The organism is Brevundimonas sp. (assembly GCF_030656255.1).
GTDB lineage: Bacteria > Pseudomonadota > Alphaproteobacteria > Caulobacterales > Caulobacteraceae > Brevundimonas.
On record NZ_JAUSOE010000074.1, the window covers coordinates 1 to 17,422 of the forward strand.

Below are 17,422 nucleotides of genomic sequence, written 5' to 3' on the forward strand. Positions count from 1 at the left end.
CAATACGACTCGATCCAGCCCTACCTCCAGTCCGATGATCCGGACCCGGAGCAGGAGCGTATCCAGCTGCCGGAAGACCTGGCCAAGCTGGACGGGCTGTACGAATGCATCCTGTGCGCCTGCTGCTCGACCTCCTGCCCCAGCTACTGGTGGAACCAGGAGGAATACCTCGGCCCGGCGGCCCTGCTGCAGTCCTATCGCTGGATCTCTGACAGCCGCGACGACGCCACGCAAAAACGTCTGGACGACCTGGAAGACCCGTTCAAACTGTACCGCTGCCATACCATCATGAACTGCGCCCAGGTCTGCCCCAAGGGCCTGAACCCGGCCAAGGCCATCGCTGAAACCAAGAAGCTGATGGTCGCGCCCAGCCGGAAGAGACAGGCGGCCTAAACGCCGGCGTCGCTCCAATGACCGCTGAGGTCCTGCTGTTCGCCTATGGCACGCTGCAGGACCCGGCGGTCCAGACGGCCGTCTTTGGTCGCGCTCTGGCTCCCCACCCTGGAACGGGTGCCCCGGACCGACTGAGCGGTTTTCGCCTGTCGCACATCCCCCTCGACGACCCCCCCGTCCACGACACCCAGGTCACGGCCGAGACCGGCCTGACCCACTATCCGATCCTGATCCCGACGACGGACGACGCCCCGCCCGTCCCCGGCCGCCTCTACCCCCTGACCCCCGCCGACCTGACCGCCGCCGACGCCTATGAGGGCGAGGCCTATCGCCGGGTACGCGTGACGACGGAGGCAGGGGCGGAGGCATGGGTGTATGTGGCGTCGGAGGGGTGAGGGGCGGATTTGCGCCAGAGGCGGTCATTCACTTGCTTCCGTGAAGCGGACGTATAAGCGGCGGCTTCGCGGGCCCTAGCTTTACCTTTTTGCATGCGGCGTACTTCGATAGACTAAAGCGTCACCACTGGAGCCGATCATTTGGTCGCTGACGACGCCATCCTGTTCAACGAGACTAACCGACTGGCCGAGGCCCTATGGGCGAAGACGCTCCGTACCGAAGGGCTGAATAGCGACCCCAAGATGGTGTCCTGCACCCTCTACAAGCGGCTATGGAGCCATCACCGTGGCTATGCCCTGCTGTACAAAGACGGGCTGGTCGTCGAGTCTGATACGCTACTTCGATCCTCGATCGAGGCCGCGATCTGTTTGTGCGCTAACTTCTACACCGAAGGCGGTCTGTGGACCCAACTAAAGCAAGACGCGCTTCACACGGTGACGTCCCAGATCAAACAAGCTCGCGAGGTCGATGACAAGGACTTGGAGCGAGACGGTGAGAAGGCGCGCCGTTGGCTGGCTTCGCAGATGGAGCCCAACGTTAGTGCCCGCAAGCTGGAAATGAAGACCCTCGCCGACGACGGCAAAGTCCCCATGCTCTACCAGTTCTATCGTGGACTCTCAGGGACTTCGTCGCACGTCACCGGCCTGTCAATCATGCGCGGTGTGGTCACGCCAGATGAACCCACCATGCAGGAAGCTTGGACGGACCTGACCAAGAAAACGCACCACCTCTGGCAAATCGCAGCAGTGCTTCAAGGCAGTTTCTGTCACGCGCTGCTGCTAGATGAGGATGCGTTGGCCGAAGCCTCAATCGCCTTGGCGAAACGGCTACATGTCCGGTTGGATGCGGCAGGTCTCTAGCGCGCCAAAAGGAGACATAGGCAAACGGCAACGACTAGGGCAGCGGCTTGTAGTCGTCGAGAACGTCGATGATCCGCTGGAGCAGCGGCGCGAACCCATCCCACTTCAGAGTGGAAGCCTTTGGCCGCACCACCTTCTCCGCGAACACGTGCTTCCCGTATTCCGTTGCGGGGTTGGGCGTGCCGAGATTTAGCGTCTTGCCGCCGAGCTTCTCCTTCAACAGCAAGGGCTCGAACAGGTCCTCGATGCAGGTCTTCATCTTCTTGCCGACATGCGGTGTCGCGATGACATAGAGGTTGTCGGTGATGTGGAAGAAGGCATCGGTCGAGCTCAGTTTGATCTCGATGCCGTAGTTCTGCTTGATGACCGCGAATATGTCCTTCGCGCCGTCATCGTTGTCCAGCAGCAGGATCACCGGATGGGCCTGGGGCTTGTGCCCAAACGTGGCCATCAGCTCCTTATAGCGCAGCACGAAGAACTTGAAGTTGCCCGAGCCGCCATCGAGTTCGAGGACTTCCCGCGTCTTGTTCAGGTGGTTGAAGAAGCGAACGGCGCTCTGAAACCCCTTGGGGGTTACCGTCCCGAGCTTCGGTTGGAAGGCCAGCGAGTGCTTGATTGCCAGGGAGAGGTAGACGTTGTCCGTCTTGCCCTCGGTCAGGATGAGCGGGCGGTCCAGGGCCACGAACTTCACGTAGAATAGGAAGCGATAATAGAGCTTACGGAAGGTCGTCTTGTGCTTGCGCTTCTCGATCTCCTCACGGGTGTCGATCGAGTCCTTCACATAATGGATGTGGGCTAGGCGCCCGCTGAGAGGACCGAGTGACGTGATCCCCATCTTCGCGGCCGCTTTCGCCCCCCCTCCCGGCGCGTCACCGTCTTTTGCGTCCGGCGCGTTGTCGCGCCGACGGGCGAGCGACTTGTTGAACGGGACATCCGCGTATTGGCCGGTCTTGAACAGGGAGTCGCACATGGCGCGCGTGCGCTTGTAGTACTCGCGCCGGACGTTGACTTTCGCATTGACCGTCAGGCTGGTGACCAGCTGACGCGACATTCGGATTTGCATCCGTGTCTTGTCCGGGTTGACGTTGAAGCCGGCATCCGTGATCCGCGACACTAGCTCGTTCCCCAACTCCCAAAGCCCGGTATCGCCTTCAGTTTGGGTCGCGAGTGCGGGCGGAAATATCTTTTTGTTGGTCGAGAAAGTCAGGTCGTCGGCATAGCGCGAGTAGGTCACACCTTGCGTCTTAGCCATCTTCGCTAGGCGCACATCAAGCAGATGGGCGAGTAGGTCCGAGATGACCGGTGAACAAGGGCTGCCTTGGGGCAGCACATTTTGGTAGCAGGCGATCTGCGCGATTAGCGTCGCGACCTTGTCGTTCAGCTCGAACGACTTGCTCTTGATGAAGAAACCTCGCACTCGCCCAAAATTGAAGCTCGGGAAGAAGTCCTCGAGGTCCAGGTTGAGCACGAAACGCCGGCCATGATGCGGCTTGGCGTTCGTCACGATGGAATGGCCGCGTCGGAACCCATGCGACAGAGACCCGAGGCCGCTCTCCTTATCGGTCTCGTCCCGGCAGGCGTAGAGGATGTTCGCGAGCCGCCGCTGAAGCAGCTTCAACTGGTTGGTGGGCGCGCAGATCTCTCGCTCGCCGCCGTTCTTCTTCGGGATCTTGAAGGTGGTGTATTTGGCGGCGTCGGGCAGCTTGTACAGGATGTAGGACAGACTCTTGGGCTTGTAGCCAAGCAGTGCCGCCAGGTCGTCGATGTCCTTCGCTGCTTTCAGACTCTTAAGTACAGACACAGTGCGTATTCGCCCCAGTTGTGAGGCTTACAGGCACTCCTATGCGTTCATCGGCCCATTTGCCCGTAAACGGTCAAACAGCGATAAGGGTCATTGGGAAGCAACGACTAGTCGTATTGCTTCATACGTCGCGAAACACGACGACAAATCTGCCTGTAAGCCAATTTCTTGGGTACCGCGCGCAGTGCCGCTTGGCAAGCAGAGGTTGCTTAGGGCTTCGCCAAGGGCGCGCTTCGATAGCCTTTCGCCCAGCTTCGGTCGCCGAAGGCTCCTGCATCCGGTCGCCCGCAAACCTATGCGCTGCTCGCACACTAACGTTCGCAGCTGAAAGTCGTCCAATGGTTCAGAAGCGGACCTTCCGGACGTCTGCCATGAGTCAGGTTCAGCCTCCTGCGCCCACTTGAACCGCCCCCATCTCCCATCCGCCCTTGCACCATCCCCCCGGCTTGATATGAGCGGGCCATGGCCAGCATCACCTATATCGAGCATGACGGAACCGAGCACGTCGTCGACGTGAAACCGGGGCTGAGCGTCATGGAGGGCGCGATACGGAACAATGTGCCGGGGATCGATGCGGATTGCGGCGGGGCCTGCGCCTGCGCCACCTGCCATGTCTATGTCGACGAGGCCTGGCGCGAGGCGGCGGGCAAGCCCTCGGCCATGGAGGAGTCGATGCTGGACTTCGCCGAAGAGGTCGAGCCCAACAGCCGGCTGTCGTGCCAGATCCGGGTGTCGGAGGCGCTGGACGGCCTGGTGGTGCGGTTGCCGCAGAACCAGCACTAGGCGACACAGGCCGGCGAAGACGTCTTTCGCCGCTTGAACCGCGCGACCGGCGCCCCATGTCGATGCAGCGGCGAACCGAGGCCGCGTGCGAGGCGGGAATTTCAGACGATTCATACTATTCAGACGGTGTTTTTCCGCCGGCCGAGTCTGAAACCCGCGCGGTGGACGCCGCCCTGGGTCACAGCGGGTCAATTCGCCGCTTGATGCCGGCGCATCCCGTCGCCATCTGAGCCGTTACGATCTTTCGACCCAGCACGGACCCCCGACATGACCTTCGCCGACCCGACCCTGGACCCCAATCTCTCGGGCGACCTGATCAAGGAAGGCACCGACGCCTCCTTCATGACCGACGTCATCGAGGCGTCGAAGCATCAGCCGGTCATCGTCGATTTCTGGGCCACCTGGTGCGGGCCGTGCCGGACCCTGGGGCCGGCGCTGGAGAAGGGCGTGCGCGCCGCCAAGGGGGCGGTGAAGATGGTCAAGATCGATGTGGACGCCAATCCGGCCTATGCGGGACAGCTGCGGGTGCAGTCGATCCCCACCGTCTACGCCTTCGTCAACGGCCAGCCGGTGGACGGCTTCCAGGGCGCCATTCCTGACAGCCAGATCAAGGCCTTCATCGACAAGCTGACCGGCGGCCAGGGTGGATCCACCGAGACGGCGCAACTGCTGGAGCTGGGCGAGGAATCCCTGGGCCTGAACGACTTCGGCGGCGCCGCCCAGGCCTTCGCCCATGTCCTGTCGATTGAGCCCGAGAACGAGAAGGCCATCGCCGGCATGGCGCGGGTCTATCTGGCGGGCGGCGATCCCGAACAGGCCGCCCAGACCATCGCCATGGCCCCCCAGGACTCCAAGGAACCGACGGTTCAGAGCGTGCGCGCCCAGTTGGCCCTGGCCGCCAAGGCGCCGACTGGGGCCTCCGCCGAGCTGGAGGCCAAGGTGGCGGCCGACCCGAGCGACCACCAGGCCCGGTTCGACCTGGCCGAGGCCCAGAGCGCGGCCGGCGACTTCAAGGGCGCAGTCGACAATCTGCTGACCATCATCCAGGCCGACCGCGAATGGAACGACCAGGCGGCGCGCAAACAGCTGCTGGTCATCTTCGACGCGGCCGGGGTCAGTTCCGACGTCGCCAAGGACGGGCGTCGCCGCCTGTCTTCCATCCTGTTTTCCTGAGCGTATCGGAGTCTTCATGCCCCAGGGCTATGTCAGGGCGCTCGATCTGCCGCAGGTGATCCCGGTGTTCCCGCTGGAGGGGGCCATACTGCTGCCGCGCGGCCAGCTGCCGCTGAACATCTTCGAGCCGCGCTATCTGAACATGGTGGACGACGCCATGGCCGGGGACCGGATCATCGGCCTGGTCCAGCCCAAGGGCGGGACGCCGGCCCTGCCGGGCCTGTCGCCGGTGGGCTGCGCCGGGCGGATCACCGGTTTTGCGGAAACCTCGGACGGTCGGTATCTGATCACCCTGACCGGGGTGTCGCGGTTCCGCATCGCCGCCGAACTGCCGTCCAAGGCGCCCTATCGCCAGGTGCGCGCCGCCTTCGACGCCTATGAGGACGACCTGGCGCCTCCGCCGGAAGAACCGGACTTTGACCGCGAAGCCTTCCTCGACGCCCTGCGCGCCTACATGACCCACCGGCTGCTGGACATCGACTGGGACACGGCCGAGAGCGCGCCGATGGAGGCCCTGGTCAACAGCCTGTCGATGGCCCTGCCGTTCGAACCGGCCGAGAAACAGGCCCTTCTGGAGGCCATGGGCCTGCTGCCCCGCGCCGAGGCCCTGACCGCCCTGCTCCGCATCGACGCCGCCGACGCCGGTGACGACGCGGCGCCGTCCATGCAATAAGCGGCCACGCTTTCAGGAACCCACCATGAGTGACGCCTTCAACACCCCTGTTTCGGTCGACCCCCGCCTGCTCGAGGTGCTGGTCTGCCCGGTCACGCGCGGCAAGCTGACCTACGACCGCGACGCGGGCGAACTGATCTCGGCCGGCGCCAAGCTGGCCTATCCGATCCGCGAGGGCGTGCCGATCATGCTGGCCGAGGAAGCCCGTCAGTTGGACTGATTTATACTCCGCTCATCCCCGCGAAAGCGGGGATGAGCGGATGGGGTTGCGGCGGCGCTTCGCCGCTCCAATTCCGTAGTGCCTGCTAACGTAAAGAAAGCCTCGCCGATGCTCAGAGTCGCCCTCCAGATGGACCCGATCGAGGCCGTCGACATCGCCGGGGACACCAGCTTCCTGATGGCCGAGACGGCCCAGACGCGCGGGCATAAGCTGTGGGTCTATGACTTCCGCACCCTGGCCCTGGAGGAGGGCCGTCTCTACTGCCGCGCCCGGCCGATCACCGTGCGGCGCGAGGTCGGGAACCACGTCGACTTCGGCGACTGGGCAAGACTGGACCTGGCTGAGGACGTGGACGTGATCCTGATGCGCCAGGACCCGCCTTTCGACATGGCCTATGTCACCGCCACCTATCTGCTGGAGACGGTCCATCCCAAGACCCTGGTCGTCAACGACCCGGCCCAGGTGCGTTCGGCGCCCGAGAAGCTGCTGGTCACCGCCTTCCCCGGCCTTCAGCCCCCGACCCTGATCTCGGCCGATCCGGTCGCCCTGAACGCTTTCCACAAGACGCATGGCGAGGTGGTGCTGAAGCCCCTGCACGGCAACGGCGGTTCGGGCGTGATCAAGCTGCGCGCCGACGATCCCAATCTGGACGCCCTGATCGAGATCCACGCCGCCGGCAGCCGTGATCCGCTGGTGATCCAGAAATTCATTCCGGCCGTGTCCAAGGGCGACAAGCGGATCCTGCTGATCGACGGCGAACCCGTGGGCGCCATCAACCGCGTCCCGGCGGCGGGCGCCGTCCGCTCCAACCTGCACGTCGGCGGCACCGCCATGCCGGTCGAGCTGACCCCGCGCGACCTGGAGATCTGCGCCGCCATCGGCCCGACTCTGAAGGAACGCGGCCTGATCTTCGTCGGCATCGACGTGATCGGCGACTATCTGACCGAAATCAACGTCACCTCGCCCACCGGCGCCCAGCAGTTGAAGACCTTCACCGGCATCGACGCCACCGCCCTGATGTGGGACGTGATTGAAGCCAAGCGCGCTTCACAGGTTGCATGACCACCACTTGAATTAGATTTCAGTTCATGGTCTGTTCTCTCGGGGAAGCGGGAGAAGGCCATGGTCGCGCGGGTTGTCACGGTCGCCTTTGACGGAGTCGAGGCCCGACGCGTGGATGTCGAGGTCCAGCTGGTCGGCCAGGATCAGCAGACGGTGTTCAACATCGTCGGCCTGCCGGACAAGGCGGTGGCCGAAAGCCGCGAACGGGTGCGGGGGGCCTTTGCCGGGATCGGCCTGGCGCTTCCGGCCAAACGGATCATCGCCAATCTGGCGCCCGCCGACCTGCCCAAGGAAGGCAGTCATTTCGACCTGCCGCTGGCCCTGGCCCTGATGGCGGCCATGGGGGTGATCGCGCCGGACGCCCTGGACGGTTGGGCCGCCATAGGCGAACTGGGTCTGGACGGGCAGATCGCGCGGGTCGGCGGGGCCCTGCCGGCCGCTGTGGCCGCCGACGCCATGGGCCTGGGTCTGATCTGTCCCGAGGCCACGGGACCCGAGGCGGCCTGGGCAGGCGGCGCCCGCATCCTGGCGCCACGGTCGCTGATCGCCCTGGTCAATCATTTCAAGGGAACCCAGGTGTTGCGCGCGCCCGAGCCCGGCCCGCTGGCGACCGGCGGCGTCACGCCCGACCTGCGCGAGGTCAAGGGGCAGGAGGGGGCCAAGCGCGCGCTGGAGATCGCGGCGGCGGGCGGGCACAACCTGTTGTTCATCGGCCCCCCGGGCTCGGGCAAGTCGATGATGGCCCAACGCCTGCCGGGCCTCTTGCCGCCCCTGACTTCGCAGGAATTGCTGGAGACCTCGATGGTCTGGTCGGTCGCCGGCCTGATCGAACGGGGCGCGCTGACACGGGATCGACCCTTCAGAAGCCCGCACCATTCAGCCTCGATGGCGGCCCTGACCGGCGGGGGTCTGCGCGCCAAACCGGGCGAGGCCTCGTTGGCGCACAACGGAATCCTGTTCCTGGATGAACTGCCGGAATACAGCGCCCAGGCCCTGGATTCGCTGCGGGCGCCGCTGGAGACGGGCGAGATCGCGGTGGCGCGGGCCAACGCCCATATCCGCTATCCGGCGCGGTTCCAGCTGGTTGCAGCGATGAATCCCTGTCGGTGCGGCATGGGCGGGGCCGGACGCGGGGCCTGCGGCAAGGCGCCCCGCTGCCAGCGCGACTACCAGAACCGCATCTCCGGCCCGATGTTCGACCGGATCGACCTGACGGTCGAAACCCCGCCCGTCACCGCCGCCGACATGACCCTGCCCCCGCCCGCCGAAGGCACGGCCGAGGCCAAGGCCCGCGTCGCCGCCGCGCGCGCCATGCAGGAGGACCGGGTGCGCGCGGCGGGACTGGATCCGGCCCAGTGTCTGAACGCCCGCGCCTCGGGCGACACCCTGGACCGGTTCGCCACGCCCGACGAGGCGGGCCGGATGCTGCTGATGCGGGCGGGCGAGGCCGGCGGCCTGACGGCGCGGGGCTGGACCCGCACCCTGCGCTTGGCCCGCACCATCGCCGACCTAGACGGCTGCACCGGGGTGCTGCGTCGCCACATCGCCGAGGCCCTGATCTATCGCCGCACCACCGTAGGCGCCGAAGCCGACTTCGACCGACGCCAGGCCCAGCGGGGCGAAACGTCCGAGATCCGCGAGGCGACGCCGGACCAGGCGCCCTTCCTCTATTCGTGAGAGGAGCAATCCTTAACCCGACGGCCCTATATTGCCCGGCCTACGGAGACGGTGATGGCGCGACGGGCTGCAAAACGGATCGAGACCCAGGCGACGCAGGCCGTCGATCCGGCCCAGCAGTTCCTGCGGCTGATGAGCCACGAGATGCGCACGCCGCTGAACGGCGTGCTGGGCATGATCAACCTCCTGCAACGCACCCGGCTGGACGGCGCCCAGCGCGCCTATGCCGAGAATGCGCGCCAGTCGGCCGAACATCTGCTGGGCCTGGTCAATGACCTGCTGGACTACGCCCGGCTCGAGGCGGGATCGCTGGAGTTCGACCTGGCCCCGGTCGATCTGGAAGGCCTGGTGCGCGGCGTCGCCGAGCTGCTGAGCCCACGCGCCCACGACAAGGGGCTGGAGATCGTCTGGTCGGTCGACGCCGACGCCCCCGACATCCTGGCCGACGAAGGTCGGCTGCGGCAGGTCTTGTTCAATCTGGCCGGTAATGCGGTCAAGTTCACCGAAGCGGGCGGCGTGCGCCTGTCGGTCGAACGCGTCGCCCCCGATCCGACCGATGTGGACGACGGTCGCGTCCGCCTGGCCTTCATCGTCGACGACACCGGTCCTGGCGTGCCGCCAGAAGCCCGCGCCCGCATCTTCGAAGAGTTCGGCCACGCCGATTCCTCCGACGCCGTGCGCCATGACGGCGCGGGCCTGGGCCTGGCGGTGGTGCGCAAACTGGCGGCGGCCATGGGCGGAACGGCCACGGTCGAGGATCGGCCGAGCAGCGCCGACGACGGCGCCCAAGGCGGCGCCCGTTTCCGTTTTGAAGCGGCGTTCGAGGCGGTCGCCGCCCCGCGCGACAAGCCGCTACGAGGCCAGACGGTCGCCGTCCGCTCGCCCAACCCTTTCGTCCACGCCGCCGCCGCCGATCAGATCAAGGCGTCCGGGGGCAAGGTCGCCGCCAAGGCCGCCGTGACCCTGATCGATCATACGGGGACCCCCGCCGGAGACCTGGCGCCCCTTCCCGCCACCGGGCGGGGCGTCGTGCTGCTGAAGCCGTCCGAGCGGGACCTGATCCCCCGCTACCGGACCGCCGGTTTCCACGGCTATCTGATCAAACCCCTGCGCCGCGCCTCCCTGGCCGAACGGGTTCTGGCCGCTGTGGGCGCCGACCCCGCCGCCGCGACCACCGCCGCTGCGCCCGAGGACGACCGCGTCGTCCCCGCCCGGTTCGCCGGCGTCCGCGTGCTGCTGGCCGAGGACAATCCGGTCGGCGCCCTTCTGGCCCGTACCCTGCTGCGGCGCGAGGGCTGCACGGTCGAGACCGCCGCCACAGGCCATGAGGCCGTCGCCGCCCTGGCGCGCGCCCGCTATGACCTGGTCTTCATGGACATGCGGATGCCCGGCATGGACGGTCCCGCCGCCGCCCGCGCCATCCGCGCCACGGGCGACGCCACCCCCATCCTGGCCCTGACCGCCAACGCCTTCGCCGAAGATCGCCGTCTGTGCCTGGAGGCCGGAATGGACGACCATCTGGTCAAGCCGCTGGACGCCGACGCCCTGCGCGCCGCCCTGGCCCGCTGGACGAAACGCGACATCCGCGCCAAGGTCGGCTGAGATAAGGACGCCGAGGCGGCGGCCTTGGAGACGCCTGTCCATGACGAACCTAACGCCGCCCAACGGCCCCCTTGCCCCCGCCGCAGAGACCACGCCCAAAAAAGCGGTCGGAGCAACTGATGTCCTGAGAGCGTTAGGGCGCGGGCGCGTGCTCATCACTCTGATAATCGGACTGGGCTCTGGCCTACCGTTCATGCTGGTCGGCAACACACTCGGCATATGGCTGCGCGAGGGCGGAACGGAGCTGGCGGCGATCGGCTTCATCTCTTGGGTGGGCCTGGCGTATTCGCTGAAATTCCTTTGGGCGCCCGTGATCGATCGGGTTGATGTGCCGCTGCTGGGCCGTCTGGGACGGCGCCGGGGCTGGCTACTGTTGTCCCAGATCGCCGTCGGCCTTTCGCTGATCGCCATGGCCCTGATCGGGCCGGAAGGCGGCTTGACCCTGCTGGGCGTGGCCGCCTTGGCGACGGCCTTCTCGGCCGCGACGCAAGACATTGTCGCCGATGCCTGGCGGATCGAGAGCGCTGAAAGCGACGAAGATCAGGGTCTGCTGACCTCGGCATTCCAACTCGGCTATCGCGCGGCGATATTGGCGGGCAACGCGTTGATCCTTTTCGTCGCCTCCGGCATCGGTTGGAATGGCGCGTATGGCCTGTATGGCGCGGCTATGGGGATCGCCGTCGTTGCGACCCTGTTTGCGAAGGAGCCGGTGGATCGCCGCACTCTGGAGCAAGTCACGGGACAGGTGTCGCTACTCTCACCCCGTGGCCTTTTCGACGCCATTGTGGGGCCCTTCGTCACCTTCCTGAAAACTCATGGTGCGGCGGCGATCCTCATGCTGGCGGCGATCAGCCTTTACCGCCTGCCAGACTTCGTCATGGGGCCGATGATCGGACCCTTCTACACCGACCTTGGGTTGGCCAAGGAAACCATCGGCGCCATGCGACTGAGCGTCGGGCTTATTGCGTCGCTGCTGGGCATCGCTGCGGGCGGCCTGTTCGCAGTCCGTTTCGGCTTCGGCAAGACCTTGCTGCTTGGCGCTCTGATCGGGCCGATGTCCAATCTAGGCTATACGGCCATGGCGTTGGTTGGTCTGTCGACGCCAGTCTTTGCAGCTGTTCTGTTCGTGGAGAACTTCTCCGAAGGTTTTGCTGGCGCTGCGCTCGTCGCCTACATGGCCAGCCTGACCAGCATTGGCTACACGGCGACACAATATGCCCTGTTGAGTTCGTTCTACGCCCTGCTCGGCAAGTTCTTGAAAGGACTGTCCGGCGTCGTTGTGGAGGGGCTGGAACAAGGACGGCCGCTCATGGAGGCGTATGCCCTCTTCTTCGCCGCAACCGCAGCGGTCGGCTTGCCTGCGGTACTGCTGTGCTGGCTGCTGCTGCTTCGACACCGGAAATCAGACAGAAGCGTCAACACCTTTTAGTCCGGCTATCACTCTCCCGTGAGGCCCACGAAAAGGACCGCCGGACACCGGCGGGCCTTCTCTGTTCCAGCGGTCGCCGGTTTAGTTCTTGGCGCTTTCGGCGCCTTGGCTGACGGCCGAGCCGGCGGCGGAGACGTCGCGGCCGACGCCCGAGATGGTGTTGCAGGCCGCCAGGGTCTCGCCGGCCTGTTCGGGAGAAACGCCCATCTTGGCGGCGATGGGGCCGTGGCCGAGGACGGCCGTGATCTGCCCGGGGCGAGATGTTGCGTGAAGCTGCCCAAATTATTTGCATACAAGGAATTCGGGAAGCCAAAGTCGCCGACCGCATGAGAGGCGTCGGCCATTCGCAGAACCGCCCAAGCCTGTTTCCGGCGTGGTGGATTGGAGGGCCTCTCGCGAGGCTTTCATTGGTCGCCGCCGTTCTGATCTACGGCCACTCTGTTAGCTACTTCATTCGCTGAACGGCCGGCGCGACGTCAGCCGTCTCAAACCGGCGGCGCGGTCGACTGGATCAGGGCGGCCTTACGGCGGACGTGTTCGCGCCAGGCGGTGTAGAGGCCGCTGGAGGCGATGAGGGCGGCGCCGGCCAGGGTGTTCAAGGTCGGGGTCGTGGACATCAGCCACCAGCCGAAGATTATGGCGCCGACGATCTGGAGATAGTCGAAGGGCGCGACCACGGCGACCGGGGCCTTTTGCAGCGAGGCGGTCATGAACAGCTGGGCCAGGCCGCCGGCGACGCCAGAGCCGATCAGCAGGGCGAAGGTCGCGGGCGCATGCATCCGGCCGACGAACGGCAACAGGATCGCGCCCACCACGGAGGACCCGACGAAGAACCAGAAGACGATGGCGGCGACGTGCTCGGTGTCGCGCAACTGACGCAGGGTGATGGTGACGCCCGCCGTCAGCAGAGCCGCCATCAGGCCGAAACCGATCCCCTCGAGCGGCACGGCATGACCGCCCCCCGAGACGAACGAAAGGGGGCGCATGACGATGACCACGCCGATGAAGCCCACCGCAACGGCGGTCCAGCGACGCGGCCCCACCGCCTCCTTCAGGATCAGGAAGGACAGCAGGGTGGCGAAGATCGGCGCAGTGAAGCTGAGGGTGGTGGCGTCGGCCAGGGGCAGCAGGGTCAGGGTCTGGAAGAGGCACAGGATGGAGACGATGCCCAGGGCGCTGCGACCCGCATGGGCCCAGGGCCGGCGTGTCGTCAGGCCGGCCAGCCCGCCCGGCTGGGTCAGCACCCAGGCCAGGACCACGGGCAGGCCGAAAAAGGCGCGGTAGAACAGCATCTCGGGGGCGACCACGCCGTCCAGAGAGGCCAGTTTCAGCACCGCCGCCATGACGGAAAAGGAGCCCGCAGCCGCGATCCTGAGCGCGATGGCGCGCGCGATGTCCTCGCCGCCGATCCGTCCCGTCATGACGTCCTTTCGATGTTGCGGCGCACACATAGGCCCGCGCCGCCGTCTCGCCCACCCCCGAGGGAGCCTTTCCGCGCGAACGGCGTTAAGCCTGTCTAACCGGCCAAGCTTGACCGGCGCCCCTATTTTTTTGACCTTGCAGGAGAGACGACGTGGAAAATCTGATCAATCAGATCGGCGACTTCCTGAGTGGAATCGCCGGTCTCGCCAGCGCCGGCTTCGACGGCGTCAACCAGGTGATGGGGTTGATCATCGCCATCATCGCCGCCCTGCTGATGGTGGACTGGCGCGCGCTGGCCTCGACGGCCCTGGGCGCGACCCTGGTGCATCTGATCGTGCTGGCCATCCTGCCGGTGCTGAACGGCGGCGAGTTCGCCCTTCCGGCGATCCTGACCGTCGGCTTCTGGATGACGGCCCTGGCCCTGTTCCTGGGCTATGCGATCGTCATCGCCATCTTCTTCTTCATCAAGACCTTGCTGACGGGGACGGCATTCGGCCGACGCCGGGTCGTGCACTGATCTCTGTGGGGCCTATCGCGCTTCGCGCGACTTGAGGCCGGAAGGCCCCCTCTCCGTCATCCTCGGGCTTGACCCGAGGATCGGCTGCTCAGACGACGCGTGAAATGCGCTCAAGCTGTGAGCGACCGCGTCGCGAGCGTCGTAGCGCGGCGCGAAGCCCCCTAAGCGTCAGGCCTGCCTGAAGCCCAACACATCCTGCATGTCGTACAGCCCCGGTCCCCGGGTGCGGACCCAGGCAGCGGCGGCGACGGCGCCCTTGGCGAACAGGGAGCGGTCGATGGCCGAGTGGCTGAGGGTCAGGACCTCGTCCTCGGAGGCGAACAGGACCGTGTGTTCGCCGATGATGCCGCCAGCGCGGATCGAGGAGAAGCCGATCTTGCCGCTCTCGCGCTCGCCCTGGACGCCGTCATAGGGGGCGGAGCGGATCTCGGACAGGTCGGTGAACCGGCCCTCGGCGGCGGCCTCGCCCAGCATCAGGGCGGTGCCGGACGGTGAATCGACCTTGCGGCGGTGGTGGGCCTCGGTGATTTCGATATCCCAGTCCTGGGCGTCCAGACGCTGGGCCGCGTGCTGGACCAGGCCGATCAGGATGTTCACGCCCAGGGAGAAGTTGCCGCTCTTGACGATGGCGATCTTCTCGGCGGCCCTCATCAGCTCGGCCTCCTGATCCGGCGTGAAGCCGGTGGAGCCGATGACCAGGGCCGGGCCGCCGCGTTCGGCCGCGCCCTGGGCCAGGGCCACCGAGGCGTCGGGGGTCGAAAAGTCGATGATCACGTCGCACAGCGAGATGTCGGCGGTTTCGCCCCAGTCGAAGCGGGCGGCGACGACCACGTCCTCGCGCGCATCGAGAACCTGGGACACCGCGCGACCCATCCGACCGCGATAGCCGGAAATGCCGGCGTGGAAGATTGCGCTCAAACCACGTTTTCTTTCGACCCGTCCGCATCCTGATTGCGCAGGATGTCGGCCCAGAAGCGCTTCGCCTTGCCGGCGAAGCTGGAGTTGCGGGGGTTCTGCCCCTCTCCGAACGACAGGGCAAGCTCTTGCAGCAGTTCCTTCTGACGGGGGGTCAGGTCGGTGGGGGTCTCGACGAACAGTTCGACCACCAGATCCCCGCGCGCCCGGCCGTTCAGGTGGGGCATGCCCTTGCCCTTGATGCGAACGGTCTTGCCGGTCTGGGCGCCGGCGGGCACGGCGACGGACGCCTTGCACTTGCCGTCGCAGGCGTCGGACACTAGGCAGGGGGCGTCGATCTCGCCGCCCAGGGCCGCCACCGTCATCGGCACGGGCACGGTGACCAGCAGGTCCAGGTTGTCGCGCTCGAACAGGTCGTGCGGCGTCACCGACAGGAAGACGTACAGGTCGCCGCGCGGGCCGCCGCGCTGACCGGCGTCGCCCTCGCCCGACAGGCGGATGCGCGAGCCGTCGTCCACGCCGGCGGGGATCTTCAGGTTCAGGGTGCGGGTCTTGCGCACCTGTCCGTGGCCGTGACAGGTCGTGCAGGGGTCGGCGATCATCTGGCCGGCGCCGTGGCAGCGGGGGCAGGTGCGTTCGACCTGGAAGAAGCCGTTGGCCTGGCGCACCCGGCCGGCGCCGTTGCAGGTGGTGCAGGTGACGGGCTTGGTGCCCGGCTTGGCCCCCGAGCCCTCGCAGGTCTCGCAGGTCATGGTGGCGGGGATGTCGATCTCGACCTCGGCGCCCTTGTAGGCCTGCTCCAGGCTGATCTCGAGGTCATAGCGCAGGTCCGAGCCGCGACGCGGTCCGCCCTGCTGGCCCCGGCCCGCCTGGCGACCGCCGAAGGCGTCCCCGAAGGCGTCGCCGAACACCTGGGAGAAGATGTCGTTGATGTCGGAAAAGCCCTGCTGGCCCTGGCCGAAGCCGCCGCCTGCGCCGCCGTTCACGCCCGCGTGGCCGAACCGGTCATAGGCCGCGCGCTTGTTGTCGTCCGACAGGACCGTATAGGCCTCGGAGATTTCCTTGAACTGGGCCATCGACTCTTCCGAGCCGCCGTTGCGGTCCGGGTGATGGATCATGGCCAGCTTGCGGTAGGCCGATTTCAGGCCGGGCGCGTCGATGGTCCGTTCGACGCCCAGAATCTCGTAATAGTCACGCGCCATCGGGCGTCAGTCCTCATTACTTCCCCTGCCGCTTCCCTCGGATCTCTGTGGATCCTGGAGGAAGACGGTGTCCCGGCTGACATGGGGGCCGGGACGAATGATGCAAGTTTCATGAAAAGGCCCCGCCTATCGCAAGACAAGCGGGGCCGTATCATTTCGCCGACCTGTTGCGGATCAGGCGCTCTTCTTCTCGTCGCCGTCGGCGTCCGACACGTCCTCGAACTCGGCGTCGACCACGCCGTCGTCGGCCGGTTGGCCTTCAGCGTCGCCGGCGCCCTGCTGCTGGGCGTACATGGCTTCACCCAGTTTCATCGAGGCCTGGACCAGGGTGTTGGTCTTGGCGCGGATGTCCTCGGCGTCCGTACCCTCGCGGGCGATCTTCAACTCGGTCAGGCCGGTTTCGATCGCGGTCTTGACGTCGGCCTCGACCTTGTCGCCGTGTTCGGCCAGGGCCTTCTCGGTCGAGTTGATCAGGCTGTCGGCGGCGTTCTGGGCTTCGACCAGATCCTTGCGGACCTTGTCGGCGGCGGCGTTGGCTTCGGCTTCCTTGACCATCTTGTCGATGTCGGCGTCCGAAAGGCCGCCGTTGGCCTGGATCCGGATCGACTGTTCCTTGTTGGTCGCCTTGTCCTTGGCCGAGCCGTTGACGATGCCGTTGGCGTCGTTGTCGATGGCGACCTCAATCTGCGGCATGCCGCGCGGCGCCGGCGGGATGCCCATCAGGTCGAACTGACCCAGCATCTTGTTGTCGGCCGCCATCGGACGCTCGCCCTGGAAGACCCGGATCGTCACGGCCGACTGGTTGTCGTCGGCGGTCGAGAAGGTCTGGCTCTTCTTGGTCGGGATGGTGGTGTTGCGCTCGATCAGGGGCGTGAAGACGCCGCCCAGGGTCTCGATGCCCAGGGTCAGGGGCGTCACGTCCAGCAGCAGCACGTCCTTGACGTCGCCTTGCAGAACGCCGGCCTGAACGGCGGCGCCCAGGGCCACGACTTCGTCAGGGATGACGCCCTTGTGCGGCTCCTTGCCGAAGAAGGCCTTCACGGCCTCCTGCACCTTGGGCATGCGGGTCATGCCGCCGACCAGGACGACTTCGTCGATGTCCGAGGCCTTCAGGCCGGCGTCGGCCAGGGCCTTCTTGCACGGCTCGATGGTGCGGGCGACCAGGTCGTCGACCAGGGCTTCCAGCTTGGCGCGCGACAGTTTGATGTTCAGGTGCAGCGGGCCCGAGGCGTTCATTGTGATGAACGGCAGATTGACCTCGTACTGGGTCGTGGAGCTGAGCTCCTTCTTGGCCTTT

At 66.2% G+C, this 17,422-nt stretch carries 18 protein-coding genes; 12 read left to right on the forward strand and 6 right to left on the reverse strand.

Annotation, left to right across the window (positions count from 1 at the left end):
* The 3 genes from Q7J26_RS07700 to Q7J26_RS07710 all read left to right on the forward strand — a co-directional run.
* Positions 1–393, forward strand: a 393-nt coding sequence (locus Q7J26_RS07700; protein WP_304935899.1) for a 4Fe-4S dicluster domain-containing protein, incomplete at its 5' end; no start/stop codon positions are given.
* Between the two features lie 17 nt (positions 394–410).
* A complete protein-coding gene (locus Q7J26_RS07705) occupies positions 411–788 on the forward strand; it encodes a gamma-glutamylcyclotransferase family protein (protein WP_304935900.1) in 378 nt (125 codons plus the stop codon).
* A 141-nt stretch (positions 789–929) separates the two neighbouring features.
* Positions 930–1,649, forward strand: coding sequence for a hypothetical protein (locus Q7J26_RS07710; RefSeq protein WP_304935901.1), 720 nt, complete (start codon positions 930–932; stop codon positions 1,647–1,649).
* 34 nt (positions 1,650–1,683) lie between these two features.
* On the opposite strand, the gene Q7J26_RS07715 is transcribed toward Q7J26_RS07710, so the two are convergent.
* Positions 1,684–3,450 carry a retron Ec67 family RNA-directed DNA polymerase/endonuclease gene (locus Q7J26_RS07715; RefSeq protein ID WP_304935902.1) on the reverse strand — a complete coding sequence of 589 codons (1,767 nt, stop codon included), beginning with the start codon at positions 3,448–3,450 and terminating at the stop codon, positions 1,684–1,686.
* Between the two features lie 462 nt (positions 3,451–3,912).
* On the opposite strand from Q7J26_RS07715, the gene Q7J26_RS07720 reads away from it, so the two are divergent.
* From Q7J26_RS07720 to Q7J26_RS07755, 8 genes are all read left to right on the forward strand, one after another.
* Entirely contained in the window at positions 3,913–4,233 is a 321-nt protein-coding gene (locus Q7J26_RS07720; RefSeq protein ID WP_267515239.1) for a 2Fe-2S iron-sulfur cluster-binding protein, read from the forward strand.
* A gap of 267 nt (positions 4,234–4,500) precedes the next feature.
* Entirely contained in the window at positions 4,501–5,406 is a 906-nt protein-coding gene (locus Q7J26_RS07725; RefSeq protein ID WP_304935903.1) for a co-chaperone YbbN, read from the forward strand.
* 16 nt (positions 5,407–5,422) lie between these two features.
* Entirely contained in the window at positions 5,423–6,079 is a 657-nt protein-coding gene (locus Q7J26_RS07730; RefSeq protein ID WP_304935904.1) for an LON peptidase substrate-binding domain-containing protein, read from the forward strand.
* Positions 6,080–6,104: 25 nt separating this feature from the next.
* Positions 6,105–6,299 (forward strand): Trm112 family protein, encoded by a 195-nt coding sequence (locus tag Q7J26_RS07735; RefSeq protein WP_271164955.1) that lies wholly within the window; start codon positions 6,105–6,107, stop codon positions 6,297–6,299.
* 108 nt (positions 6,300–6,407) lie between these two features.
* Positions 6,408–7,361, forward strand: coding sequence for a glutathione synthase (gene gshB, locus Q7J26_RS07740; protein WP_304935905.1), 954 nt, complete (start codon positions 6,408–6,410; stop codon positions 7,359–7,361).
* A 60-nt stretch (positions 7,362–7,421) separates the two neighbouring features.
* Positions 7,422–9,038: a YifB family Mg chelatase-like AAA ATPase gene (locus tag Q7J26_RS07745; protein WP_304935906.1), complete on the forward strand. Its 1,617-nt coding sequence runs from the start codon at positions 7,422–7,424 to the stop codon at positions 9,036–9,038.
* A gap of 54 nt (positions 9,039–9,092) precedes the next feature.
* A complete protein-coding gene (locus Q7J26_RS07750; RefSeq protein WP_304935907.1) occupies positions 9,093–10,640 on the forward strand; it encodes a response regulator in 1,548 nt (515 codons plus the stop codon).
* 40 nt (positions 10,641–10,680) lie between these two features.
* Entirely contained in the window at positions 10,681–12,069 is a 1,389-nt protein-coding gene (locus tag Q7J26_RS07755; protein ID WP_370651924.1) for an MFS transporter, read from the forward strand.
* Positions 12,070–12,150: 81 nt separating this feature from the next.
* Here the strand turns inward: Q7J26_RS07755 and Q7J26_RS07760 are convergent, their stop codons facing one another.
* Positions 12,151–12,276 carry an entericidin A/B family lipoprotein gene (locus Q7J26_RS07760; RefSeq protein WP_304935909.1) on the reverse strand — a complete coding sequence of 42 codons (126 nt, stop codon included), beginning with the start codon at positions 12,274–12,276 and terminating at the stop codon, positions 12,151–12,153.
* A 278-nt stretch (positions 12,277–12,554) separates the two neighbouring features.
* On the reverse strand, positions 12,555–13,490 hold the full coding sequence (locus Q7J26_RS07765) for a DMT family transporter (RefSeq protein ID WP_304935910.1): 936 nt from the start codon (positions 13,488–13,490) through the stop codon (positions 12,555–12,557).
* 152 nt (positions 13,491–13,642) lie between these two features.
* Between Q7J26_RS07765 and Q7J26_RS07770 the strand changes: the two genes are divergently transcribed.
* Positions 13,643–14,008: a hypothetical protein gene (locus Q7J26_RS07770; protein ID WP_304935911.1), complete on the forward strand. Its 366-nt coding sequence runs from the start codon at positions 13,643–13,645 to the stop codon at positions 14,006–14,008.
* Between the two features lie 168 nt (positions 14,009–14,176).
* Here the strand turns inward: Q7J26_RS07770 and dapB are convergent, their stop codons facing one another.
* From dapB to Q7J26_RS07785, 3 genes are all read right to left on the reverse strand, one after another.
* Positions 14,177–14,926: a 4-hydroxy-tetrahydrodipicolinate reductase gene (gene dapB, locus Q7J26_RS07775; protein ID WP_304935912.1), complete on the reverse strand. Its 750-nt coding sequence runs from the start codon at positions 14,924–14,926 to the stop codon at positions 14,177–14,179.
* Positions 14,923–16,125 carry a molecular chaperone DnaJ gene (gene dnaJ / locus Q7J26_RS07780; protein WP_304935913.1) on the reverse strand — a complete coding sequence of 401 codons (1,203 nt, stop codon included), beginning with the start codon at positions 16,123–16,125 and terminating at the stop codon, positions 14,923–14,925. Before dnaJ ends, dapB begins: the two co-directional genes overlap by 4 nt.
* Positions 16,126–16,299: 174 nt before the next feature.
* Positions 16,300–17,422: Hsp70 family protein (locus Q7J26_RS07785; protein ID WP_304935914.1), on the reverse strand; the 1,123-nt coding region annotated here is incomplete at its 5' end.